The organism is Variovorax gracilis (assembly GCF_030317115.1).
Lineage (GTDB): Bacteria > Pseudomonadota > Gammaproteobacteria > Burkholderiales > Burkholderiaceae_C > Variovorax > Variovorax gracilis.
In genome coordinates, this window is record NZ_JASZYF010000055.1 from 1 (window position 1) to 22,917 (window position 22,917).

23 protein-coding genes and 5 pseudogenes are annotated in these 22,917 nt (G+C 62.5%); 15 read left to right on the top strand and 13 right to left on the bottom strand.

Annotation, left to right across the window (positions count from 1 at the left end; translation table 11 throughout):
* A partial coding sequence (locus tag QTH97_RS35325; protein WP_286573337.1) for a Tn3 family transposase occupies positions 1-411 on the top strand: 411 nt, incomplete at its 5' end.
* Here QTH97_RS35325 and QTH97_RS35330 read toward each other — a convergent pair.
* The gene (locus QTH97_RS35330; RefSeq protein ID WP_286573339.1) at positions 356-1,582 is read right to left on the bottom strand and encodes an IS110 family RNA-guided transposase; all 1,227 of its coding nucleotides are present in this window, start codon (positions 1,580-1,582) and stop codon (positions 356-358) included. The genes QTH97_RS35325 and QTH97_RS35330 overlap by 56 nt on opposite strands.
* 260 nt (positions 1,583-1,842) lie before the next feature.
* On the opposite strand from QTH97_RS35330, the pseudogene QTH97_RS35335 reads away from it, so the two are divergent.
* Positions 1,843-2,175 (top strand): annotated as a pseudogene (locus QTH97_RS35335) (Tn3 family transposase); the annotation flags it as partial.
* A 263-nt stretch (positions 2,176-2,438) separates the two neighbouring features.
* Here the strand turns inward: QTH97_RS35335 and QTH97_RS35340 are convergent.
* Positions 2,439-3,341 carry an MBL fold metallo-hydrolase gene (locus QTH97_RS35340; RefSeq protein WP_286573340.1) on the bottom strand — a complete coding sequence of 301 codons (903 nt, stop codon included), beginning with the start codon at positions 3,339-3,341 and terminating at the stop codon, positions 2,439-2,441.
* A 95-nt stretch (positions 3,342-3,436) separates the two neighbouring features.
* On the opposite strand from QTH97_RS35340, the gene QTH97_RS35345 reads away from it, so the two are divergent.
* The 8 genes and pseudogenes from QTH97_RS35345 (at position 3,437) to QTH97_RS35380 (ending at position 9,681) form a co-directional block, all read left to right on the top strand.
* Positions 3,437-3,760: an ArsR/SmtB family transcription factor gene (locus QTH97_RS35345; RefSeq protein ID WP_286573342.1), complete on the top strand. Its 324-nt coding sequence runs from the start codon at positions 3,437-3,439 to the stop codon at positions 3,758-3,760.
* Positions 3,760-4,194, top strand: a complete 435-nt coding sequence (locus QTH97_RS35350) for a YeeE/YedE family protein (RefSeq protein ID WP_286573365.1) — start codon at positions 3,760-3,762, stop codon at positions 4,192-4,194. Before QTH97_RS35345 ends, QTH97_RS35350 begins: the two co-directional genes overlap by 1 nt.
* Before the next feature lie 11 nt (positions 4,195-4,205).
* The gene (locus QTH97_RS35355; RefSeq protein ID WP_286573343.1) at positions 4,206-4,643 is read left to right on the top strand and encodes a DUF6691 family protein; all 438 of its coding nucleotides are present in this window, start codon (positions 4,206-4,208) and stop codon (positions 4,641-4,643) included.
* A 131-nt stretch (positions 4,644-4,774) separates the two neighbouring features.
* Positions 4,775-4,864 (top strand): annotated as a pseudogene (locus tag QTH97_RS35360) (DUF599 domain-containing protein); the annotation flags it as partial.
* Positions 4,865-5,001: 137 nt separating this feature from the next.
* Complete coding sequence (locus tag QTH97_RS35365; protein ID WP_286573368.1) at positions 5,002-5,328, top strand: DUF599 family protein; 327 nt, start codon at positions 5,002-5,004, stop codon at positions 5,326-5,328.
* On the top strand, positions 5,213-6,169 hold the full coding sequence (locus QTH97_RS37235) for a universal stress protein (RefSeq protein ID WP_506555393.1): 957 nt from the start codon (positions 5,213-5,215) through the stop codon (positions 6,167-6,169). Before QTH97_RS35365 ends, QTH97_RS37235 begins: the two co-directional genes overlap by 116 nt.
* A 218-nt stretch (positions 6,170-6,387) precedes the next feature.
* Positions 6,388-9,298, top strand: a pseudogene (locus QTH97_RS35375) (Tn3 family transposase).
* Positions 9,299-9,519: 221 nt separating this feature from the next.
* Complete coding sequence (locus tag QTH97_RS35380) at positions 9,520-9,681, top strand: hypothetical protein (protein WP_286573344.1); 162 nt, start codon at positions 9,520-9,522, stop codon at positions 9,679-9,681.
* A gap of 104 nt (positions 9,682-9,785) precedes the next feature.
* Here QTH97_RS35380 and QTH97_RS35385 read toward each other — a convergent pair whose 3' ends face one another.
* The 9 genes from QTH97_RS35385 to QTH97_RS35425 form a co-directional block, all read right to left on the bottom strand.
* On the bottom strand, positions 9,786-10,037 hold the full coding sequence (locus QTH97_RS35385) for a hypothetical protein (protein ID WP_286573346.1): 252 nt from the start codon (positions 10,035-10,037) through the stop codon (positions 9,786-9,788).
* A gap of 152 nt (positions 10,038-10,189) precedes the next feature.
* On the bottom strand, positions 10,190-10,330 hold the full coding sequence (locus QTH97_RS35390) for a zincin-like metallopeptidase domain-containing protein (protein ID WP_286573348.1): 141 nt from the start codon (positions 10,328-10,330) through the stop codon (positions 10,190-10,192).
* A gap of 301 nt (positions 10,331-10,631) precedes the next feature.
* Positions 10,632-11,369 carry an IS21-like element helper ATPase IstB gene (gene istB, locus QTH97_RS35395; RefSeq protein WP_286573349.1) on the bottom strand — a complete coding sequence of 246 codons (738 nt, stop codon included), beginning with the start codon at positions 11,367-11,369 and terminating at the stop codon, positions 10,632-10,634.
* A gap of 13 nt (positions 11,370-11,382) precedes the next feature.
* The gene (gene istA / locus QTH97_RS35400; RefSeq protein ID WP_286573351.1) at positions 11,383-12,933 is read right to left on the bottom strand and encodes an IS21 family transposase; all 1,551 of its coding nucleotides are present in this window, start codon (positions 12,931-12,933) and stop codon (positions 11,383-11,385) included.
* A gap of 745 nt (positions 12,934-13,678) precedes the next feature.
* A complete protein-coding gene (locus QTH97_RS35405) occupies positions 13,679-14,302 on the bottom strand; it encodes a GIY-YIG nuclease family protein (RefSeq protein ID WP_286573352.1) in 624 nt (207 codons plus the stop codon).
* A gap of 44 nt (positions 14,303-14,346) precedes the next feature.
* Positions 14,347-15,297: a S1C family serine protease gene (locus QTH97_RS35410; protein WP_286573353.1), complete on the bottom strand. Its 951-nt coding sequence runs from the start codon at positions 15,295-15,297 to the stop codon at positions 14,347-14,349.
* A gap of 204 nt (positions 15,298-15,501) precedes the next feature.
* Positions 15,502-15,852, bottom strand: a complete 351-nt coding sequence (locus QTH97_RS35415) for a Rap1a/Tai family immunity protein (protein ID WP_286573355.1) — start codon at positions 15,850-15,852, stop codon at positions 15,502-15,504.
* Positions 15,853-15,869: 17 nt separating this feature from the next.
* Entirely contained in the window at positions 15,870-16,358 is a 489-nt protein-coding gene (locus tag QTH97_RS35420) for a hypothetical protein (protein ID WP_286573356.1), read from the bottom strand.
* Between the two features lie 98 nt (positions 16,359-16,456).
* Positions 16,457-16,786, bottom strand: coding sequence for an XRE family transcriptional regulator (locus QTH97_RS35425; protein ID WP_286573358.1), 330 nt, complete (start codon positions 16,784-16,786; stop codon positions 16,457-16,459).
* Between the two features lie 440 nt (positions 16,787-17,226).
* Between QTH97_RS35425 and QTH97_RS35430 the strand changes: the two genes are divergently transcribed.
* From QTH97_RS35430 to QTH97_RS35450, 4 genes are all read left to right on the top strand, one after another.
* Positions 17,227-17,946 (top strand): IS6 family transposase, encoded by a 720-nt coding sequence (locus QTH97_RS35430; RefSeq protein WP_286573360.1) that lies wholly within the window; start codon positions 17,227-17,229, stop codon positions 17,944-17,946.
* A 513-nt stretch (positions 17,947-18,459) separates the two neighbouring features.
* Positions 18,460-18,987, top strand: a complete 528-nt coding sequence (locus QTH97_RS35435) for a hypothetical protein (protein WP_286573371.1) — start codon at positions 18,460-18,462, stop codon at positions 18,985-18,987.
* Positions 18,988-19,640: 653 nt separating this feature from the next.
* Entirely contained in the window at positions 19,641-19,826 is a 186-nt protein-coding gene (locus QTH97_RS35445) for a hypothetical protein (RefSeq protein ID WP_286573362.1), read from the top strand.
* Between the two features lie 47 nt (positions 19,827-19,873).
* Positions 19,874-20,350, top strand: coding sequence for a hypothetical protein (locus QTH97_RS35450; RefSeq protein WP_286573363.1), 477 nt, complete (start codon positions 19,874-19,876; stop codon positions 20,348-20,350).
* Between the two features lie 283 nt (positions 20,351-20,633).
* On the opposite strand, the gene QTH97_RS35455 is transcribed toward QTH97_RS35450, so the two are convergent.
* Positions 20,634-21,293 (bottom strand): IS6 family transposase, encoded by a 660-nt coding sequence (locus QTH97_RS35455; protein WP_286573370.1) that lies wholly within the window; start codon positions 21,291-21,293, stop codon positions 20,634-20,636.
* A gap of 95 nt (positions 21,294-21,388) precedes the next feature.
* Positions 21,389-21,839, bottom strand: a pseudogene (locus QTH97_RS37210) (IS110 family RNA-guided transposase); the annotation flags it as partial.
* A 166-nt stretch (positions 21,840-22,005) separates the two neighbouring features.
* Here QTH97_RS37210 and QTH97_RS35465 point away from each other — a divergent pair.
* Positions 22,006-22,809, top strand: a pseudogene (locus QTH97_RS35465) (IS110 family RNA-guided transposase); the annotation flags it as partial.
* Positions 22,810-22,917: the final 108 nt, after the last annotated feature.

Below are 22,917 nucleotides of genomic sequence, written 5' to 3' on the forward strand. Positions count from 1 at the left end.
ATCGCAAAGCTCCTGGGGTTCGACTTGTGTCCGAGACTGAAGGACCTGCGAGAGCGCAAGCTGTTCGTCCCCAGGGGCTGGTCGGTGCCGGAAAGCTTGGAGAGGGCTACCTTGCACCGGGTGTCTCTGAAGTCCATCGAGCGCGGCTGGGACGATCTTGTGCGGCTGGTGGCGTCCATTCGCGCTGGCAAGGTGTCCGCGGTACACGCCATTCATCGGCTGGGATCGGCCGCCATCGGCGATCCATTGCACCATACGGCTGATCATCTCGGTGGTCTGCTGCGAACGCTGTTCCTGTGCGACTACCTGACGATCACCGACTTTCGACGCGAGCTGCTTGCGCTACTAAGAAGCGCTACCCCGCATGAGGCAGCACAGGAACATCACAGCCCAGGTCTTGAAGCCGCTTGATGAGGCGGTGGATGGTCTTGGATCGATCTTGGCGGTCGAAGTGGTCGGCGCCGAGGTCGTTGTACTCGGTGCCGTCACGAAGCATGTGGTAGGCGGCGGTGAGCATCGAGGCGGCCACAGCGAGGATGGCTTTCTTGGCTCCGCGGCGTGCCTTGATGCGCAAGAACTGCGCTCGCAGGTAGCTGGTCTTGACGCGCACCGCGGCCCAAGCGGCGGTCACGAGGGTGGTCTTGATCCAGATGCCGCTCTTGCGCACGCGGCTGGAGCGGCGCTTGCCGGCACTCTCGTCGCTGCGCGGACACAGGCCGGCCCAGGAGATCAGATGGCCGGCAGTCCGGAAGCGCGACATGTCCACGCCGATCTCCGCCACCACGACGCTGGCCGTCAGATCAGAGATCCCCGGCATCGTCGCGAGCAGGCGGGCGCGCTGCCGGATCGGCGCCAGCGCTTTTCCCACGGCCGCCTCCAGTTCGGCCAATGTGCGCTGCAAGGCATCGATCACCTGCAGGTGCAGCCGCAGCATCGTGCGATGGTGCTCGGTGATGCGTCCGCGCAGCGCCTCGCGCAACTCGGCGCTCTTGTTGCGCGCCGTGCCCTGGGCCAGCGCGGCCAGCAGCGCCGGATCGCTCTGGCCGGCGACGATGGCGTCGAGCATGGCTCGCCCGCTCTTGCCCAGCACATCCGACAGGACACTGCCGAGCTTGAGGTTGGCGTCCTCGAGCACCTTCTGGATGCGCAGCGAGTGCTGGGAGACCTCCCGCACGAATTGCTTGCGCGTGCGGGTGAGGTCGCGCAGTTGCTGGATGGCCTGCGGCGGCACGAAGCTGGAGCGGATGAGACCGTGCGCGAGCAGATCAGCAATCCACATCGCGTCGTTGACGTCGGTCTTGCACCCAGGCACGTTGCGAATGTGCGCCGCGTTGGCCAGCACCAGCTCGAACTCGGCCTCCAGCACGTGCCACACCGGCTTCCAGTACACGCCGGTGGCCTCCATTGCCACGTGGGTGCAGTCGTGCTCGGCCAGCCAATCTGCCAATTTGAGCAGCTGGGTGGTTGTGGTGCCGAAACTGCGCACCTCCTGATGCATGGGCGGCGAGACGCAACGCACGCAGGCCACGATCGTGTCCTTGTGCACATCCAGGCCCGCACAGCGCGGGTAAAGCACTTGCATGAGAACCTCCTGGCAGTGGATGGGCACCGCAGGCAGTCCTCGTCATCGAACTCTACTAAGCGTGCTTCGGGGCGTCGCCGCCCTCTGCCACATTCCGGGGTGCTCGCAGGACTGCGGGTCCAACTACTGAACGGGCTTGTCGCACCAAGGGGAAGCCGACCTCGTCAGCAGCGCCCGAATTCATCCTACAACCGCCCGCCATCTGTCGCCAGCCACGTCCCGCGCTTCATGCCCCGGGGTCGGGCCCGACCGATGGCGAACTACTGAGCCGCGGCGAATCGGTGCATCAACGCCAACGTGCAATCCACGGCGGGCAGATTGCGCAGGACCGAGGACGGCGCAGGCAGGAGATGATGGCCATCTCTGGGGCGCACGCCTTGCTCACGAACATCGTGCTCGCTTGGAACACCAGCCGCATGGACGGCGTCGTTTCGCGTCTTAGGGCCTCCGGCTTGCCGATGGAGGACGACTGGCTTCGCCGGATCGGACCCGCGCACTTCTAGCACATCAACTTCCGAGGAACGTTCCGGTTCAATCTCGAGAAATCTGGGCACTTGCTGATCAAGCGTCGATCCGGCAAGGCTGCAATCTGAGCCATCACCTAGTCCGTCGCCGGAGCAGAACTGTCTTACCGCGCGAGCCATGGGCCTCTTTCCGCGGCCACCGGTTCAGTGTGCAGTGTCAATCTGCACCAACCGCACTGCCCTGCTCCGACTCTCACTTTTGCAAGTGCTTGTCGTGATTGACGTTTTTCGGGGCGTCCGTGTGAATTTGTGGAGAAAATACGATTACCCCTATTTCCGCTCGTAGGCGATTCGATCGCTGTCCAAATGAGGCACCCGGCCCTTGGCCAAATTCAAGCTTCCTGCTTAGCCTCAGGTTGCTGATGGACGGGAAGGGCATTCAGCGGAATGCGAAGGTAGGCGACCCCGTTGTCGTCAGGCGGCGGAAGCTGCCCGCCCCGCACGTTCACCTGAATCGACGGAAGGATGAGCGTCGGGACGTCGAGGGTCGCATCGCGGGCCGTTCGCATGGCCACGAAGTCTTCTTCGCCAATGCCGTCGCGCACGTGGATGTTGTGGGCGCGCTGTTCGGCGACGGTGGTCAGCCATTGCGGCTGCCGCGACGCGGGCGGGTAGTCGTGACAGACGTACATCGTGGTCTCGGCCGGCAGGTCCAGCAGCCTGCGCATCGAGGCGTAGAGCTGGCGTGCGTTGCCTCCGGGGAAGTCCGCGCGCGCGCTGCCGACGTCTGGCATGAAGAGCGTGTCGCCAACGAAGACGGAGCCGTCGACGACATAGGCCATGTCAGCAGGCGTGTGACCGGGGACCAGCAATGCGGTGGCCTCGACTTCGCCGATCCTGAAGACCTCGCCGTCCTTGAACAGGTGGTCGAACTGACTCCCGTCCGGTAGAAAGCCGCGCTCCAGGTTATAGAGCTTCTTGAAGGTCGCCTGCACGCTTCGGATGTTTTCTCCGATGGCGACCAGGCCCCCGACCTGCGCCTGAACGTGACGTGCGCCGGACAAATGGTCGGCATGGGCGTGGGTTTCCAGGATCCAGTCGACCTGCAAGCCCTTGTCCCTGGCATAGACCAGCAGCCTGTCGGCCGAGGCCGTGCTCGTGTGCCCCGACTTGAAGTCGTAGTCCAGCACCGGATCGATGACGGCGGCGCGCTTTGTCGCGCGGTCCCACACGACGTAAGAGACCGTCCACGTGTTCGGATCGAAGAAGCCTTGGGTCGTCGTGCGGGATGTCATGGGCGCTTCGTGGATGAGAGTATCAATCGATTGACTAATATTATATTATTGAACATAATATGTCAATCGCAACCATTGAACTGTCCCGACGGCCCATGAAGCACTCACCTCCTGTCATCGACCCCGAAGCCCTGCGCGGCGCCGCCGGCAAGGCGGTCGGCGCCCTCAAGGTGCTCGCCAATGAAGACCGTTTGCTCCTGCTGTGCCAACTCTCGCAAGGCGAGATGTGCGTGCGCGACCTCGAGCGGACACTGGACATCCACCAGCCGACCCTTTCGCAGCAGCTCGGCGTTCTTCGCAACGAGGGCGTAGTCGGCACGCGCCGCGAGGGCAAGAGCATCTTCTACAGCGTGGCCGCCCCCTCGATGCTCGAGATCCTCGCGCTTCTCTACCGTCTTTACTGTCCAAAGGAAGAATGATGTCCATCGACTGGAACCACTTCACACCGCTCACCGCACTGGCCGGCGGCGCTCTCATCGGCATCGCCGCGGCGATGTTCGTGCTGCTCACCGGGCGCATCGCCGGAATCAGCGGGGTGCTCGGCGGGCTGCTCAAGCCGGTCAAGGGCGATAGAGCCTGGCGCATTGCTTTTGTCCTGGGACTGCTCGGCGCGCCGCTGGTGTACCCGCTGTTCGCGGCGCTGCCAAAGCCACAAATCGATGCCGGGTATGGCTCGCTGATTCTGGCCGGACTGCTGGTGGGCATCGGCACGCGCTACGGCTCCGGCTGCACCAGCGGCCACGGCGTCTGCGGCCTATCTCGCCTGTCGCCCCGCTCACTGGTCGCCACGGCCGCCTTCATGGGCGCCGGCTTCGTCACGGTGTTCGTTACACGTCATCTGCTCGGTATCTGAGGAGTCCCTTCATGATCGCTTTCGCTTCGCTGCTTGCCGGCCTGGTCTTCGGCCTCGGTCTCATCGTGTCCGGCATGGCCAATCCGGCCAAGGTGCTCGGTTTCCTGGATCTTGCAGGTCGCTGGGACCCCTCCCTAACCTTCGTGATGGCAGGCGCCATTGCCGTGGGCGCGGTCGCCTTCGCGGTGGCCAACCGTCGCACGAGGTCCTTTCTCGGCGCCGAGATGCGCCTGCCGTCGGCGCGCCACATAGACCGCCGCCTGATCCTCGGCAGCACGCTCTTCGGCATTGGTTGGGGCGTCGCCGGCTTCTGCCCCGGCCCGGCCCTCGTTGCGCTCGGAATGGGCAAGGCCAACGCGCTCGTCTTCGTGGCCGCGATGCTGGCGGGCATGGGCATCTTCGAGCTCTTCGAGCGCCGCAAGCGCATGCCGATGCCGCGCACTGCCTGAGGTCGGCCGATGACAAACATGGCAACCTGACTCGCAGCGCCGGCCACAATGGCCATCCTCCTGTCCTACGGAGTCGCCCTTGCTTTTGGCCATCGTCGTCGCCCGAACGCCTCGCGCGCACCGCGCACGCGATGCTGCGCAGGGAATGGTTCGCCGCCGTGTCGGAGCAAAAAGGATCCGAAATCCTGGCCGTGCAGACACTTCGCAACTCGCTGATGTCGGCCACGATGACCGCATCGACGACTGCCCTGGCCTTGATGGGCACCGCGACACTGTCTGCTCCTTCGCTGCATTCGGCCTTCGGCGACGCCCCGGGGCCGCCGGCATTCAGCCCGCGCTCGCGCTGGAGTTCGTCCTCATGGCGCTGCTGCTCGCCTCGCTTCTGTCATCGGTCATGGCCGTGCGCTATTACAACCACGCAGGGTTCATCAGCGCGATGCCGGTCGGCTCCGATGCGCGCAGTCGCTGGCGCGATGCGGGCATCGCCTACCTGCGGCGAGCCGGCATCCTCTATAGCTGGGGGCTCAGGCACCTGGTCCTGGTCGCACCTATCCTGGCTTCCATCGTCCATCCCCCAGGTCGGCCTATCCAGCGATGCATGCCCACAACGATCGAACCTTCCCCCAAGGGTCCTGAGGCTTCGGGATCCGCCCCGCACCTTGTTCGACCCTGCAAGTCCGATTAACAAGACGAACTCGCCGTTGGTCGGCGCACGTCCAAGTGGCCTCCTCCCGGTGCGGAACCGGGAGGACCACGTAGAAGATGGTGAACGAATGCCCCGTCACCCACGAGTCCTTGTGTGCGCCAAGGTAGGAAATCATTCGTTTCGTGTAGTCGCTGCCGTCGACGGCGAGAAGAATCTTCATGGTGGTCTCCGGTCGAGAAGCCGAGTGACGCGATATTCGTCGCCCGCTTTGCGCCCAGGCTTGCGCCAGATCAAATCCCCGACGTGCTGCCGTTCCGATACTGAGGGCCTCACCACGGTCAATCAGAAGGGACCTGTCATGTACCAGCGCATTCTTGTCGCCGTCGACGGCAGTCCGACATCCGCGCGCGGGCTGGACGAAGCGATTGGCATCGCCAAGTTCACGCAGGGACGGCTGCGCTTGTTCCACGTCATCGACGAACTGTCCCTCGCCCTGGCGATGAATGCCTATGCCGGCTACGCGCGCGATTGGCTCAATGAGCTGCGCGAAAAGGGCCGCAAGCTGCTCGTAGAAGGCAAGGCGGCGGCACAGGCCGCGGGCGTCGAGGCTGACGTTGTGCTGTGCGATACCTTTTCTGGCTCCGTCCATGAACAGGTCACGGAAGAAGCCAGGACGTGGCCCGCCGACTTGATCGTGGTCGGAACCCATGGTCGACGTGGAGTCGGCCGCTTCATCATGGGAAGCAGCGCGGAGTACATCCTTCGCTGCGCGACCGTCCCCGTGCTGCTGGTGCGCGCCGCGGAAGCAGAGACGAAGGCCGAACCGGACGCCGCGTCTTCGAAACTGGATCTTCCCTCGGCCGCGCTGTCCTTCGGATAGCCCCCGCCCGCGGCACCAGCGGACCGCATGAAGGGTTCTGGGCGGCAGCCTAGCCACCGGCCTTTGAGGGGTCGATTTGTTTTCGGTGTCAAAAGTGACGGTTCGCAACTCCAGCAACGGCGCGGGTCGGTTTGCTAAGTTGTTGATTTCGCGAGCATTGCTGTCCACTTCTTTGCGGCGTATCGTCTGCGCCCCCTGAACCACTAAGGAGCGCGGCGATGCAAGGCTGGCAGACGTCCTACCTGGGCCTTCGTGACATGCCCGGCGAGCTCAGCGAGTTCGAGTTGCAGACGTTCTTCAGCTTCAGCCGCACTGAGCTCGAGTTGATTGCTCGTCGGCGCAGCGACAGCCTCAAGCTTGGCTTGGCGCTGCACATCGGCTTCGCCCGCATGACCGGACGGCCGCTGAACAGTGTGCGGATCGTGCCCCCTGCCCTGCTTCGCCACCTTGGCCAGGAGCTGGATATCGCGGCGCCCGATCTGGTGTCTCTGCGCGCGATGTACGCCCGTGGACGCACTCTATTCGACCACCAGCACCGAGCCTGAGAATGCCTGGGATTCAAGTGGATGACCGAGCATCAGCGCCGAGCGTTGGTACGCGTCCTGCGCGACGAGGTCGCGCATTGCTCGGATCGCGAGCGCCTCCTGGTCCTTGCCAGGCAGTGGCTCTACGACCATCGCCTGCTCATCGTTCACGACCGGGTCATCCGCGCCATGGTGGCGGCCGCCCTGGTCGAACTCGAAGCATCGACCGGCCAGGCCATCATGACCACGGTGCCTGCCGAGACTCGCAAGCGCTGGATATCGGCGTTGAACACGCCGTGTCCGGACGGTGAACACTGCCAGAGCTGGCTGTGGAGCGCGCCGGCAAGGCACTCAACGCGCCAGATCACCGAGGTCCTGGAAAGGATCGCGTTCCTGACTGACCTCGGCATCGATCGACATCTGGGAGATCTCAACGACGTGCTGGTGCGACGCTACGCCCGGCGCATGGCCGGACGGCCCCCATCGGTCAGTGCCAGGATCAAGGAGCCGGCACGCACGCTGGAGCTCAGCTGCTTCCTGCGCTACTGCCTGCTCACGGCGACCGACCAGATCATCTTCATGTTCCAGCGCCGCGTGGCCGACCTGTGGCACCACTGTGCCGACGGTGTCGCGACCGCGGATTGGGCACGGCAGTACCAGGAGCTGCTGCTGGAACTCTCCGAGCTCGCAGGCCATGATGCCGTGCCAGATGCCGAATTGCGCTCACGCCTTCGCGAGATCATCGCGGCCAAGTGTGCTCAGCGCCCGCCGAGTCGAGCGTCGGTCATCCGGCAACGCCTGATCGATGTCATCGCGCCGGTGCGTTCTCTGCTGGCAGGTGTGAGCCGGCTGCCTTGGCAGGCCACCGGCGAGCACCCGGCACTCGATGCGCTGAACAAGCTCCGAGCCGGGTACGACGCTGGCCTCAAGCGACTTCCCAGCGAAGTCACGGCCCCACGACTGGGAGTTGCCTGGCGCGCAGCCATCGCCGACGCCGACCGCGAGCGCGCCTTCAGGGCGCTGGAGGTCGCCACCCTACTTGCTCGGCGCCGGGCGGTGCGCAACGGCTCGGTCTGGATAGCTCATTTACTGAGCTTCCGCGGTCGCGAGCGTCTGTTCCTGCCCGAGGAGCGTTGGCAAGCCGAAGCGCCGAGGCACTACGCCAGGTTGCAGCTGCCGGCTAAGGCTAGCGAGTTCCTCGTACCGCTACTTGCTCGCATGCTCATTGGCATCGACGCGGTCGCGGCCGCCACGCGTTCAGGTGATCTGCGCGTCGATGACGAACTGCATCTGGCGTCGTTGCCGGCGGACGAAGATGACCCCCACGTCGTGACGCTGCGCAGCCAGCTCGACCAGCGCATCGGTGAAGCGCAGTTGCCCGAGGTCATCCTGGCCGTGGACGCCCAGGTGCGATTCAGCTGGATCATGCTCGGGCGCGAGCCGAGAACGGCGCAGGAACTGCTGATGACCTATGCCGGCATCCTCGCACACGGCACCAGCCTCACGGCGGCCGAGTGCGCGCGCATGATCCCGCAGTTGTCGGCCACCAGCATTCGCCAGGCCATGCGCTGGGCCGGCGACGAGCGTCGGCTGGCACGGGCCTGCCAGGCGGTGCTGGAGTACATGCAGAGCCACCCCATCGCGGCGACCTGGGGACGAACCGACCTGGCCTCCTCGGACATGATGAGCCTGGAGACCAGTCGGCGCGTGTGGCAGGCACGCCAGGACCCGCGGCGCCAGGTGGCTTCCATCGGCGTTTACAGCCACGTGCAGGACCGATGGGGAATCTTCCACGCGCAGCCGATCGTGCTCAATGAGCGCCAGGCGGGCGCCGCCATCGAAGGTGTCATTCGACAGGAACGGATCGAGACGTCTCAGCTCGCTGTCGACACGCACGGTTTTACCGACTTCGCGATGGCGCTGTCCCGACTTCTGGGCTTCGACCTGTGTCCAAGGCTCAGGGAACTCAAGCAACGGCATCTCTTCGTCCCGCGGGGTACGAAGGTTCCGCGCGAGATTGCCGCCGTGTGTCAGGCCAGTGTGGACACCACGCTCATTGAAGCCCATTGGGACAGCCTGGTTCACCTGGCCGCCTCGGTGATGCTGGGCCATGGCAGCGCAGTGACCGCGTTAGCAAGATTCGGCTCGGCAGCCCGAGGAGACCCGATCTATGACGCCGGCGTGCAACTGGGCAAGCTGCTCAGGACGGTGTTTCTGGCCGACTACTTTGTCAACGCCGCCTTCCGGCGCGAGTTGCGACGGGTGCTCAATCGAGGCGAGTCGGTCAACGCGCTCAAGCGCGCGATCTATGTCGGCCGCGTCACGCCGGCGCAGGCCCGGCGCACCGACGAGATGCAGGCCGTTGCGGACGCATTGAGCCTGCTGGCCAACATCGTGATGGCGTGGAACACGGCGCAGATGCAGGCGGTGGTCGACCGCTGGGCCAATCGGCGCCAGATCGTGCCGCCGGAATTGATGGGGGCGCATCGCGCCCACGCGACTGGACGGCATCAATCTGCGAGGCGTGTTCCGCTTCCCCGTCGAGCGCTACGCCGCGCGGCTACTACCGTCACAAAGTGCAGGCAAAACAAGGGCCAGTGGCTGAAATCGGCCGCTGAACGATGCGCTCACCAAGGCTATTCGAGGGGTAGCAGAAAATTGTGCAGTGACAAGCACTTGCGACCGCCAGCAGTTCGAAACCCGCGCCAATACTGGTCGGTCGATGCGTCACTTTTTGCACTGAAATCAAATCGACCCCTCTTCCGGGAGATAAATCGGTTCGCCTTCGAGGAGGCCTTTCCGCATCAGGCGCGGGCAGCTGCCCTCATGGCGCAGGCCGTGCTCGAAGCCGAGAAGCAGGACCCGGCCGAAGCCGAACGCTTCTTGCGCGCGAGCCGCGAGAACATTGCCCAGCGCATTGAGCGAGGCGACATGGCGCGCATCGCCGATCGGGCGGCGGCGCAGGAGAAGAAGCGCACGCGGGCGTAGCCCGGTGCGGCGTCAACGCGAGACCGATAAGTCAAGAACGGGGTCGACGTGCTGGCAGGGAATCCGGAGCAGCTTTCCTGAATGCCCCGCGCGTTGGGCGGGGCCTACGCGAATGCCGGGTTCAGCAGGTCGACGCCCCCGCCCTTGCACTTGATCCAGGGGCCGGGCGGATGCTCGCGGCCATCCCAAGCCGCGAGCGCGGCCCGGGCGTCCGCGCCGTGTTCGTAGCAATAGCGCCGCTGGTAGCCGACCGGGTCGATGTCGACGACGATCGCGGTCGTGAAGTTGAATCGGCGCACCGCGCACTGGACGCCCTCGATGACCCGCAGGTCGGTGTAGCCCGACGCTAGCAACAAGGCGTGGAGCTAGGCGGCGGCGCTCGAAGGGCGGGCAGGCTTGGGCATGAGGCGATTTTGCCTTTCGCGGCGAGTCGCCAAGGGGAATCCGCGCACCCGGCGCGGTCCACCCTTCGCCTCTAGTCCCAGAGAGATCCGCTCAGGGACGTCGCTCACGGCATCTCCCTGGCCAGGATGAATTCGTAGGCGGCGCTGGCGTGGCGCGCCGCGGTGAAGATGGCCGTGCGATCGCGGCGCAATACCTGCAGCCACGCGTCGAGGTAGGCCGCATGTCCTTCGATCGTCGCATCCACGAGACCGATGTGGCCCAGAACTGCGCATTTCAGCGATCGTGGACGCCTGTTTCAGGCTGATCGCGGACGCTGTTTCAGCGTCATCGTGGACGCGCAGGGGATGCGCGCAAGCGAGGGGTTCAATGTATCTCAATCGTCCGCGATCAGTTTGAAATGCACTGACGCGAAGCGCTGTTCCCGGTGTTCGGCAAGGGGCGTGGCGCAGACTTATCCACGGCGGCGGACGGCGCTTGCGACGTACCGGCCGACGCGGTGGATAAGTCGTCTTGCAGCCCACGGTCGTGAATGGTGAGCGCAGTTGTCATTTCATGGGTTCCTCATCGCGCAGCGATTTTCCTTTGAGCTCGATCTTGTGACTGCTGTGCACGACGCGATCGAGAATCGCGTCGGCAAGTGTGGGATCGTCCAGGTAGGTATGCCATGCCTTGACCGGCAGCTGGCTCGTGATCAACGTCGAGCGCGTGCCCACACGGTCGTCCAGCACCTCCAGCAAATCGTTACGCTCGGGCGCACCCATTGGAGAGATGGCGAAGTCATCGATCACGAGCAGGTCCAGCCTGGCCAACGCCGCCAGACGCCGGATGAAGCTGCCGTCGCCATGCGCCACTTGCAGTTCGTCGAACAGGCGCGCAGCGCGGGTGTACAGCACCGAGAAGCCCGACCTCGCGGCCTGATGCGCCAGCGCGCATGCCAGCCATGTCTTGCCGCAGCCCGTCGCGCCGGTGATCAACAGATTCTGCGCATGGCGCAACCAATCGCCGCCGGCCAGTGCAGCCACCTGCGCGCGGTCCAGCGAACGACTCGCGCGCCAGTTGATGTCCTCCACGCAGGCGGTGCTGACCTTGAGCCTGGCGGCCTTCATCAGGCGCGCCACGCGCCGGTCGTCGCGCCATGCGATCTCGCGTTGCACCAGCAATGCAAGGCGCTCGTCGAAGCCCAGTGCAGTCGCCGCTGTGCTTGTTGTCTGGTCTTCGATGGCGCGCACCATGCCGTCCAGGCGAAGGCTGCGCAGTTGGTCCAGGGTGTGTTCGTTCAGCATCGTCATCTCTCCTTCAGTGGTAGTAATCGGGGCCGCGCACGTTCTCGTGCGGGGGCAGTGGTGCAGGAGTCACCGCGAACAGGGCGGGCTGGCGATCCAGGCCGTTCTTGAGGATCGAGGCGACGCTGCGGTAGGTCGGCGCGCGAATGGCCAGTGCCCGCGCACAGGCGGCCTCCAGGCGTGCCGGCGTGTACTCGCGCGCCAGACGCTGTAGCCCCAGGCAGGCCCGGTAGCCCTGCTCGGGATGCGGACGGTGTTCGAGCTGCCAGGTCACCACCGCCGCTGCACTCACGCCGATGCGACGGCCCCAATCAATCAGCTTCTGCGGCGTCCACTCCAGATGGGCGCGGTGCGACGCCGGCATGTGCTCGGGCGCCGTCGTGTGTGCGCCCTTGCGGTGACTCAGCGCATGGCAGGCCACGCGCTGGTTGGCCGCGAAGCACTCCACCATGCTGGCGGTGACGCGCAATTCGACGGTGGTGCGCACCAGTGCGTGCGGCACGCTGTAGTAGTGGCCATCGAACTCGACGTGGTAGTCGATGTTCACCTTGGCGCTCTTCCACAGACACACCTCGAAGCGGGTGGCCGGCAGCGGTCGCAGCACGGGCGCGTCCAGCATCTCGAAGGCGCTGCGCCGACAACCCGGCAGCCTCTTGAATGGCCGCTGGTTCAGATCGACCAGCAGCGCGGCGATCGCGCGGTTGAGTTCGCCCAGGCTGAAGAAGCGCCGGTTGCGCAGGCGCGCCAGAATCCATCTCTCGACCACGAGCACCGCGTTCTCGACCTTCGGCTTGTCGCGGGGATGAGCGGGGCGTGCCGCGAGCAATGCACAGCCGTAATGAGAGGCGAACTCGTCGTACAGGCGGTTGGGTTCGGGGTCGTAGCGGTCCGGACTCTTGATCAACGCGCGGGCCTGATCGGGCACGATCAAGCGCGGCACGCCGCCGATAAATTCCAGCGCACGCACCTGCGCGCCGATCCAGTCGGCGGTAGTCTGGCGCGCGGTGGCGCAGGCATAGGTGTAGTTGGACGCGCCCAGCGTGGCCACGAAGATCTGCGCAGCGGTGATCTCGCCGGTAGCCGCGTCAATGAGCGGAACGGTCTGGCCGGCGTAGTCGACGAACAGCTTCTCGCCGGCGATGTGGGTCTGGCGCATGGAACGCTTCAGCCCGAGCGCCCACGCCCGGTACTTCACGCAGAAGCTCGTGTACTTGTAGGCCTGCTGGCCCGCCCCCACGAGGTTGCGGGCGTACTCCTCCCACAGCAGCTGCAACGTCACGCCGGCGCGCTTGAGTTCCAGATGGATGAGCGCGAAGTCGGGGGCGAGTTGGTGGCTGGAGCGGGGCAACGCCGGCCGATACAGCCGGGATTCGAACTCTTCGTCGGTGAGCGTCTGGGCCACCGCCCAGTCGATGCCTGCGGCGCGGGCGAGCGAGACGTACTTGCCCGCGGCGCTCTTGGAGATCTTGAGCGCGCGGCCGATCTCGTTGTAGCTCAGGTCTGCCTGCAGGTGCAGGCGCAATGTCTCTCGAATTCGGCGCATCGTGACTCTGTTTGTGGGCATCAGGCTTCACCGCAAAGAACGATGAGCTTGAGGCCCGGTCAAAAGATCACTTGCGCGCTCCCCAATCGTCCACGATCACGCTGAAACAGCGTCCACGATCAGTTTGAAATGCCGTCCACGATCACGCTGAAACGCCGTCCACGATCAGCCTGAAATGCCGTCCACGATGGGCTGAAATACGCAGCGAGAGCCTCTGTCATGCCGCGAACGACACGAGTCAGGTTCTGCGATTCTGCCCATGCTGCGTGAGCTCGGCGTATCACAGTCGGTTGTTCCAACTGGAGCGCCATGCACGTTGCCCAATCCACGGTGAAGCGCTGCGCGATGCCTGTCGACATTGCGGTCGGCAAGCGGCCTACAGGCTCGATGCAATGTTGTTGGATGCGCCCTTTCGCTGCAAACACTGCCGCAGTTGGTATTCCCCTCTCGGATACGCACCCCAGGCGTTTGACAGATGCCTTGCGCCAAAGGCTCGCGCGGCGTTGACACGCGCTGCTATCGGTGGAGAGGCTTTTTTGCCCAGAAAGGTGCGCGTGACTTGGTCGACGCCGAAACAGCGGTATCACATTTACTTTCCGAATCCGCCAACCCCTTGCTGGATGCGGCTTCGCCGCGCACAAGGCTGCTCAGACCACGGGCAGTCACACTTTTACCCTCGCGTTTGGAATGGACTCACTTTCTTCTACGGGGGGGATGATTCGGGATGCGGCACTGCATTGAAGTGCTCGCAAGCACGGCTTTCCGACTACGTGAATGAACCAATTGCGAGATCGGTGTTGCCAAGGGCATCGCACGACTGCCAGATCGGCCACTCCCTTGCCTGTTGCTTCGCTTCACGGCGTTTCATTGACAGGTACGAGTGGAATGCGTGTTTTTTGTTCATGTCCAGATTCAGTGGTAGCGCCGTCCTGCTGATGATTTCGCGCTCCAGATGCCAGGGTTCGTGTGTAACCTCCCATGCCACAAAGGCGTTAGCGTCCATCCAACGCGACAGCATTGCTTCCCCATCAGCGAATGTCATGCGCTTCCCGCTCCCCACGCGGCGAAGGCGAATCTTCAGTTCATCCGCGAGAAGGCATCCGAGCGTAAGCCGCAGCGTAGAACCTTCTGCATTGCCGCAGAAGTGGTATCGAACTCGCTGCTTCAGTCTTTGAGAACTCGGTGGCTTGCCATTCAAAGGTGCCGCTCGCGGTGCGATGCCGACATACAGCAATGTGAGATCGCCACATCTGACGCAATCTGCGACCGGCACACCGAATGGAATGTTCTTGAAGTACCAAGCATAGACGCCAGGCGAGGTCGGCACCGGGCAGGGTCGTGACAGAACTTCTTGGCGTGTAGAGACCTGCGGGGGATTGAGCAAGCTCATCTAGGACTCTGCTTGGTAGGGTTGAATCGACTTACCGCAAACGACTACTTCAGGCAGATGACATGGACCGTGAAGCTTTGTGCACGCTCAGCGATCTCGACGGTTGATAGACGCTTGCTCGCTGTTGCCTCCGTGTACTCAAGGCCATTCGTTTCTAGGAAGCCGCGCAGGACGGAGGACTTGATTGCAAAGTTGACGTTCTGTGGCGTGTCACCGAATGCTCCCGCAAGCCCAGGGTGAAGTTTGGCCACAACAACTCCTGCAACATTGCCGCTCTCGTCGAGCAATGGACCGCCGCTGTTGCCAAGGTGCACTGGAGCAGTGAATTGAAGGAAGCGGGTGGTGTTCCTCACACCGGACAACGCGCTTACCGACCCAGTCGTGACGTTGAGTCCTGACCCCAGAATGCCGCCCAGCGGATATCCTGCTACCACAATCGATTCTCCGAGCTTATCGGATCGAGCAGAGCGAATCGCTGGAGCGGCGGTCGGTGAGGGAGTCGTCCGCAATGCCGCTAGGTCCAGCTCGCGGTCCGCCGCCAAGACCGTAGCAGGAGCCTCCGAGCGTCCTGTGACGACAGAAAGCGCACTGCATTTCTCGATAACGTGGAAATTGGTGACGATGGTCCCGCGCCTGTCGATGCTGAAGCCTGACCCGCTACCAATGCGCGTACCAGGTGCAGGATCGGCAGCATCGTTGGGGGGCATGCTCTTCGATGACTCGGCGGTCGGCTTTGTCCTCGGTTCTGTCAAAGCTATGCAGGAAAAGCCGCCCACAACGCTTACCCAACCACGGTCGCCTTGCTGACGCATCTGAAAATCGGTGACGGCCATACTCTCTTTGGCGCATTTAGCAATCGCAACCCGCTCACCCGCCGATGTGAGAATGCCGGCCCGAGTCCCTCCATCTGCGATCAAAGGACTGCCTTGATGTACGGCGAGGTAGTAGCGTGTCTGACCCAGCTTCTTCAAGGAGAATTGCGGGTTGGTTGGCATGTCTACTCCATAGACGTGCTTCACGGACTGAAGGTCACCCTCGCCAAAGTTTGGTGAAACGGCGCATCCAACTATTGAGAAAGCCGTAAGACAGCAGAAGATCGATTTGTGCATTGAAGACTCACGTACGGTTGGGGCAGCCCCTTGAGCATCTTCCGCCACGCGGCAGGTTTTCGCGGAGGGGCTACGGCAGGTCACAGACTTCTATAGCGCGCCAGCCGTGCACGGCCAGTACTTGGTCATCGCGTTGTGGGCGAGAAGCAAAGTCAGGTAGTGCCGAGTGGTCACGTTCTGCTCGATCTCCCGTTGTATGGCGTCGATAACCTGACCGTGAGTTACTCCATCAGGTACACAAATTTCCTTCTGGCCGCCGATGCCACCGGTTTCCCTGAGCACCGTTGTCATGCCTGCGAGGTACGCTACGGCGCCGAACTTACCGACGCTGTCCCCTTTCAGCTTAGCCAGCACAGCGTTACCGGTCTCGAAGCTACCCTCAGCAAACGCCGGAGCAGTGGACGCGGTAGCAATGCACGCCGCGACGAAGAACTTCTTCATATGTGTTCGGTGGATGATCACAAGTCTGACTGCGCAGCCGATGCGTCCTCAGCCCTGGCAGCCTCGTAATTTGCGATGTCCTTCAGGATCACCATCCCCGTCGCCGGGCTGTACGCCTTGATGACCATTGCGGTTCGCCCCTTGTGCCACGTGTATTCTTGAATGTGCGCCTTCGATTCAGTTGGAGGCCCGAACTTCATCATTAGCGCATTTGCCACGTCCATAGGGCTGGACATTCCGCCAGCCCCGACAGCAACGATCTTTCCCTTGTACAGATCGACGACAAAGAACTTCGCCGGCTTTCCAGCGAGCGTTTCGCTCGTGCTCCGGCACTCTGTGATTGCGCCCTGCTGGTGCTTGCTGAACCCCTGCGGACAACTTGTCATTTCTGCCCCGAGGGCGTAGCCCTTGAGTTCAAACGTTGCGGGGACTTCTGTTTGAGCGGTGGCACCAAACGTGGCCAATGCAATTGCGGCCGCAATCGCGGCGAGGGTCGCGGTTCTCATGATCTGCTTACCAAAGAAGGGCAACATCGCCCACGCATGCACTCAGCTGTGGCGCATGCGTCGGTGTCTGTCGTGGTGCCCCTGCCGGGGCTCAAGCCTCAGGAGGCTTCGTTGCGCTGACGGTAGCGCGGCTCGGGGCGCGGCGGCGGCTCGGCGTCCATGTTCCAGCGCGCGCCGAAGCTTGCCATGTACGCCACTACGCGTTCAATTTCTTCATCGCTGAGCACCTGGAATGCCGCCATGAAGAACGCTCTCGTCACACTGATCTCGCGCGGAGACTGACCACCCGTGTGCTTGCGCCATTGCTCAGGCTGCACGGCGAACAGGCGCGCCATCTCGTAGGCCGTGAGACCGAAATGCTCCTTGAGCACTTGGAGGTCCTGCGGCGTGGGCGCGTGGTAGTCAGTGACTGGGGGTGTGATGCGCATGCCGCCTGGCATCTTCCCCTGGTCGTCGCGAGCGCCCGTCACTTGGGCTTGGTCGCCAGGGCTTTTCGGTTCATCGATGTACGTCCTTGAAGGGTTGAGGGCGCTGCGTTTGTCGCTGCACCAGCGCGTCGTATTTTACGACCTTTAAGGTCGCTAAAGGCAATAGTTGAGCGCATTGCTCCGTGCATTACTTCACAGAGCGTCAGCACGCTTGTGCAACCGCCGGCTCGGCGAAGGAAAGAAAGCTATGGTGCACGAGTCATTCATCAACCTGTGGAAGATGACAAGTACTGACCTGCTCTCATATCTAGGTGCGATCACCGGCGTCGTCGGCGCGATCACGGGCATTGCCGGCTCCATCATGGGCTACTTTAGCTACCGGAAAACCGGGGAGATCAAATGGATCTGTCGCGACAAGCCGGTTGTCGACAATGCAGCCCATGGTACCGCTGCATGTCCAACTTGCGAACTCAACCCTACGAGGGGCTATCAGGCGTTTGCATTTCCCGCTGGAGATCATGCTCGTGTGCGTTCGCTGGTACGCGGCCTACCCTTTGAGCCTGCGCAACTTGGAAGAGATGATGGCCGAGCGCGGTGTGCTGGTCGACCACGCCACTATCCACCGTTGGTCACTGAAGATGTTGCCCGTGTTGGCCAAGGTGTTTCGTCGGCGCAAGCACCCGGTGGGGACTTCGTGGCGTGTCGACGAGACCTACGTGCTCGTGGGTGGCCAGTGGAAGTATCTTTACCGAGCCGTCGATCGGCTGGGCCAGACCGTAGACTTCCTACTGACCGCGCGCCGTGACCTGGCGGCCGCACGCCGGTTCTTCGAGCGCGCGATCGGGCAGCACGACGTGCCCGAGAAGATCACGATCGACAAGAGCGGTGCCAACACCGCCGCCGTGCGCGGTCTGATCGCCGATAGCGGCGTCACCATCGAACTTCGGCAGTCCAAGTATTTGAACAATCTTGTTGAGCGGGACCATCGAAGCATCAAGCGGCGAATCCGACCGATGATGGGATTCAAGTCCTTTGACTGTGCTGCTCGGCTGATCGCCGGCATCGAGACCATGCACATGGTCAAGAAGGGGCAGCTGCGCTGCCCCGGTGGCCTGGCATTTTCGGATGCCGACTACTTCTACAGCCTCGCCGTCCGTTGACCCGAAGGTGCCGGATTTCGTCCGCCTCGACCGGCTTACGCGACAAAACCGGCGTCTTGCCGTCCCGGCGCAGTCGGACCTTCGGAACCACCGCTGCTGGTGGAGGCGGCCCAGGCGAGGCCGATAGGCAGTTCAAAGATAAACCGCGCGTTTGTTGACTCGCGGTCCGGTGCGAGCGATCCTCCGGCACCTAGACGCGGCGAGAGGAGCCGATGACCACGACACGTCATGTACACATCCCTGTCGGCGGACCTGCAAGAGAAGAGCGTCAAGAGGTAGGACTGATTCTGCGAAGCAGGAAAACCTTGGAGCTTGCCAATGTCAGACCTAGCGTGTGGCATCAATCGAGAAACTATCAAGGCCGAGACCGAACCTAGCGGCGAAACCCCCGCGACCGTTCCATGTCCCAGGTGTTACGAGCCAATCGATCGCCGGGCCTCCTTGTGCAAGCACTGCAAGTCGGAACTTACGTGGAGGAGATTCATACCCTTCAGCAGTTCCACTCTCGCAGTTTTGACCGCACTCATTGCTGTCGCTGCCGCACTCGGGCCTCAACTGAAAGCGATGTTCGCCTCGCCATCTTCAAGAATTTCGGCAGTGATGATAGGCACTGCGGCCAACGACCGTGTCCTGATGCTGGTGAGCAACGAAGGCGGTCGACAGGGTGTGATCCTCGGCGGTGCGCTCAGCATTCCAATTGCACACTTTGAAGGCACGTCAAACGCCGAGGGTGCGCTGACTGTCCGCTCAGAAGACGGGGCTCTGTTCATTGCACCGCACAGCACTTCGAAGCTTACATTGGACTGGAAAGAAACGCGGTATTTGCTGCCGAGCATGGCGCTAGTCCGTGTACCGAGACAGCTCGAGATAAATGCACTTGGGCGCATGGCCCAGGTAGGCGTTGAAGTTTGCCGCGTGGAGCTCGATATCGTTAACGCCGACGGTGCGGCGTCCAAGATTGAGAACTCTTTTCCGTGCCAGAAGATCGCGATGGAAGCCAGGCGACGCGCCGACTTGGAACTGCACGCGCAGCCGCCATAGCCGGCATTCAACACTACCCGGTCGAAGCCGGTACCTGAATTCGCGCATCAAGCCCATGCTCGGATTCAAGATCTTCGACCGCGCGGCCGTGGCGCTCGCCGGCGTCAAGCTGCTGGATCGCATACGCAAAGGCCAGGCGGCAAGCTGCGTCTTCGAGGCCAAGCCGCGCCCGCAGTCTGTAATGTCGTGCTTTCGGCCTGACCTGCCCAGCACTCTGGCCGGTGTCTCTCACGCAACGACGAGAGTTTGCACCAGAGCCCCATGAACTGTCCCGCGCAGAGTGCACTATGGAGTGCCACGCGACTGCGGTCGTCCAAGTACCTCAACAAGATCATCGAGCAAGACTATCGAGGCCTGAAGTCGCATCAACCCCATGTCTGGAACGCGGTACTTCGGCGTGACCGAGGCGTCCCTACGCCCGTTCAACTGTGTTGAAAACTCGCCAAAGCCAAAACCTCCAGCAGCCCACCTATCAGCAATGGCGTTGCACCGTCGACTCGTATAGGTGGCCTCGTCCTCAAGTCAGAGGATTCGATCACGGGAATTGGCGTGCAGACTTTCTTACCGGAAGTGGCGCGCAACATCGGGCTGCAGCCTCGATACCACTTCGGTTTAACGTAAGGCCGGGGGCTGGGAAGGATGTCGGCTCATGCTTGGCTTCGACATGGCTTGTCGGGACGAACCCGGTCCCCGGCGGCTTCGGGATCTTTCAATGGAACTTTCAGACCTCTAACTGGGACCCGATCGATGGCGGCGCGGTGAGGATCGCCTGCGGCGGCCCGGAAGGCACGCCGTGGGTCGTCAACGACCTGGGCGAGATCTACCAGCGCGTTCCATGAAGCATGAAGCCGCGCATTGAGACATCTATGACGGCAAGAAGGTAGTGTTGACTGAAACAAATCGCCCCTTCTCGCCCACACACGCCCTCATGTCAAATGTTGGGCGTCGCAGCAAGACCATCGACGCGCACGCGCCTGCGCTGAGGGGCAGTCGCCATGGCCATCACAAGGGAGTCCATATGGAGAGTCAAGACCGGCCAGTTACTCTCAACCCCGATCCCGAACTCCGGAAACTAGAACTGGAATTGGAGCGAGAAAAGATCTTGGTCGATTTTGCGAAGTTCGGGTTTAGAGGCACCTTGGCTGCCGGTGTGCTCGGCATCTCGACAATCTTATTGTTAGCCGCTCTTAAGGCATTTGCCAAGCTTGATATTTCTGACTGGGGGCTCGTCGCAATTGCGGTGGTGTTTCTCACAGGAGCAGTGGCATTCGGATTCTTCTCGCTCTGGCAATTGCCCAACATTGTGGCTCGTCTAGGCAAAACTGAGCTTTCGGTCAAATCGGACAGCGTATCCGACGCCTAGCACGTGAAGGCGTTCGATTTGGGGGCTCGCGCTGACAGCGTCAGTCGTTCTGGTCATTGCGTCTACGAGAACATTCGCGAGAGCTATGCAATTCCTGATCGCCAACTAGCAATCTAGTGAGAGGATCTGGATCTTTGGTTTCTCGCGAGGTTGTGCTCGGCAAAACTCTCGCATGCGGCCGCATCATGCTGACTTCGCCTTGTCCGGCTTCTGCGCGTCGTCATTCAGGGTTCTGTCGCGATAGCGCCGCGGAGCCGGGGGAACCCATGCTGGCGCCTGCCGTTCAAGAGGCCAGCGAATAGAACTTCGACGCCGCTGACGAGGCTTCGCCTTCAGGGCAGTCGAGCTGCCCCTTCTTGATCATGTGCATCAACTCAACGCCGGCAATGAGGACGCGTGCGCAGCGAAAGGACTTGAACCCGAGCATCGGCCGCACGACACGCTTGATCGCGCGATGGTCTTGCTCCACGACGTTATTGAGGTATTTGCTCTGACGCAGTTCGATGGCGACGCCGGCGTCATCGTTGACGCTCAGGATGGCGGCCGTGTTGGCGCCGCTCTTGTCGATGGTGATCTTCTCAGGCACACCGTTCAGATCGATGGCTCGCTCCAGAAATCGCCGAGCAGCAGCGCAATCCCGCTTGGCGCGCAGCAGAACGTCAATGGTGTCGCCGTCTCGATCGACGGCTCGGTACAAATACTTCCACTGGCCGGCGACCTTGATGTAGGTCTCGTCCATGCGCCAGCTCGTGCCCACGGGGCGTTTGCGTCGGCGAAACACCACCGCCAGGACCGGCAAGATCTTCATTGCCCATCGATGGACCGTGGCGTGATCTACAGATACGCCGCGCTCGGCCATCATCTCTTCAATATGGCGCAAGCTCAGCGGATAGGCTGCATACCAACGCACGCACACCAGCATCACCTCCAGCGGGTAATGCATCCGCTTGATCACCTTGCGCAGCGCCTCGATCACGATTTCGTCCGGTCAACAGTTCCGCATCAGCTTACCAACCTTGGCTTAGCGCGACAGAACCCGTCTTCGTCCTCGGGCGTGGGCTCATGCAACACCGACCACACACGCTCACCGCGATGATGGCGCAGCAGCATCGCCAACAGCTTGTCGCCATCGAGCCGGTCGGTCTTGGCCCGCCTGGCGTGTCGGTTCACCTCGAGGCTGGAGGAGTCGACCACGATGTTGTCGAAACCCTGCTCGATCAGCCAGCGGTGCAGCCACCAGCCGTCGCGGCCGGCTTCATAGCAGGAGTGCACCTTGGCCTGCGGCTCAAGCTTGCAGCGCTCGCGCGCCTTGCCAAATGCAGTGAGCAACTGCGGCCGTGTCGCCGGCGTCCACGTTGTACCGGCTCGGGCCGAGGCGGCCACCGCTTGCCGTGACCTTCCACTTCTTGTCGCCGAGCTCGAAGCTCATGTACAGCTCGCCTTGGATCGCCATATCCTCACGCTGTGGGACTGCTTGGGTTGTCGACATTTCCATCTTATATGGACGCCTCCCGTGCAACAAGCGAGTTCTTGAAGTTCTGATTGGGCGGTAATGACTGCAGTCTTACTGGAATGGACGCCCCCTTTCTTCGGCGTCCGCCGGCTGCCAGAGTGTCAGCGGGCGATGTTGCCCGCTTGCATGACGGAGGCAGCTCATGAAGATCGCGACGATTGGTTTGGATCTCGCCAAGAACGTGTTTCAGGTTCACGGCGTCGACGAGCACGGCTTCGCCGTCCTTCGCAAGCAGCTCAAGCGCAATCAGGTTGCACCGTTCTTCGCGCGCCTGGAGCCCTGCCTGATCGGTATCGAAGCCTGCGGCGGGGCGCACTATTGGGCGGCCAAGCTCACCGCACTCGGGCATCGCGTGAGGATGATGGCGCCGCAGTTCGTCAAGCCGTATGTCAAGACCAACAAGAATGACGCGCTCGATGCGGAAGCGATCTGCGAGGCTGTTACCCGGCCGAACATGCGGTTTGTTCCGGCGAAGTCACCCGAGCAGCAATCTGTGTTGGCGTTGCACACGGCCCGTGAGAGCTTCGTCCACGCACGCAGTGCTCAGGCCAACCAGATCCGCGGTCTGCTGCTCGAGTTCGGACTCGTTGTTCCCCAAGGCATCCGTCATGTCTACGAGAGGGTTCCAGAGCTGATCGAGGATGCCAGCAACGAACTGCCTGGACGCTTCAGGCTGCTGATTGATCGGCTGCTGCAGCACCTCAAGGAACTGGACCGACAAGTGCGGGAACTCGAGAGGGAGATCGAGGTATGGCATCGCGGCAACGAAGTCAGCCGTCGCCTGGAGACGATTCCAGGCATCGGCCCCATCACCGCGAGCGCGCTGGTGGCCAGCGCCGGCGACCCGAGCAACTTCAAGAACGCGCGCCAGTTCGCTGCATGGATCGGGCTGGTGCCGCATCAGAACTCCAGCGGAGGCAAGACGCAGCTGCTGGGCATCAGTAAGTCAATATGACCCCCGGCAGCGGGGCTGACCACCGCGCGACATAGCGCGGATTAGCATCGTGCCAGAGCCGCATTGGGTGGGATCGCGGGGACCCCTACCCAAGGAACT

Excerpts from the sequence above, each read along its gene's own strand:
- QTH97_RS35330 (WP_286573339.1), bottom strand. The coding sequence starts at position 1,582 with ATGCAAGTGCTTTACCCGCGCTGTGCGGGCCTGGATGTGCACAAGGAC.
- QTH97_RS35455 (WP_286573370.1), bottom strand. The coding sequence starts at position 21,293 with ATGCATTACCCGCTGGAGGTGATGCTGGTGTGCGTGCGTTGGTATGCA.
- QTH97_RS35340 (WP_286573340.1), bottom strand. The coding sequence starts at position 3,341 with ATGACATCCCGCACGACGACCCAAGGCTTCTTCGATCCGAACACGTGG.
- QTH97_RS35430 (WP_286573360.1), top strand. The coding sequence starts at position 17,227 with ATGGTACCGCTGCATGTCCAACTTGCGAACTCAACCCTACGAGGGGCT.
- QTH97_RS35380 (WP_286573344.1), top strand. The coding sequence starts at position 9,520 with ATGGCGCAGGCCGTGCTCGAAGCCGAGAAGCAGGACCCGGCCGAAGCC.
- QTH97_RS35355 (WP_286573343.1), top strand. The coding sequence starts at position 4,206 with ATGATCGCTTTCGCTTCGCTGCTTGCCGGCCTGGTCTTCGGCCTCGGT.
- QTH97_RS35405 (WP_286573352.1), bottom strand. The coding sequence starts at position 14,302 with ATGAGCTTGCTCAATCCCCCGCAGGTCTCTACACGCCAAGAAGTTCTG.
- istA (WP_286573351.1), bottom strand. The coding sequence starts at position 12,933 with ATGCCCACAAACAGAGTCACGATGCGCCGAATTCGAGAGACATTGCGC.
- QTH97_RS35425 (WP_286573358.1), bottom strand. The coding sequence starts at position 16,786 with ATGCGCATCACACCCCCAGTCACTGACTACCACGCGCCCACGCCGCAG.
- QTH97_RS35365 (WP_286573368.1), top strand. The coding sequence starts at position 5,002 with ATGGCGCTGCTGCTCGCCTCGCTTCTGTCATCGGTCATGGCCGTGCGC.
- QTH97_RS35410 (WP_286573353.1), bottom strand. The coding sequence starts at position 15,297 with ATGCCAACCAACCCGCAATTCTCCTTGAAGAAGCTGGGTCAGACACGC.
- QTH97_RS35350 (WP_286573365.1), top strand. The coding sequence starts at position 3,760 with ATGTCCATCGACTGGAACCACTTCACACCGCTCACCGCACTGGCCGGC.
- QTH97_RS35420 (WP_286573356.1), bottom strand. The coding sequence starts at position 16,358 with ATGAGAACCGCGACCCTCGCCGCGATTGCGGCCGCAATTGCATTGGCC.
- istB (WP_286573349.1), bottom strand. The coding sequence starts at position 11,369 with ATGCTGAACGAACACACCCTGGACCAACTGCGCAGCCTTCGCCTGGAC.
- QTH97_RS35415 (WP_286573355.1), bottom strand. The coding sequence starts at position 15,852 with ATGAAGAAGTTCTTCGTCGCGGCGTGCATTGCTACCGCGTCCACTGCT.
- QTH97_RS35345 (WP_286573342.1), top strand. The coding sequence starts at position 3,437 with ATGAAGCACTCACCTCCTGTCATCGACCCCGAAGCCCTGCGCGGCGCC.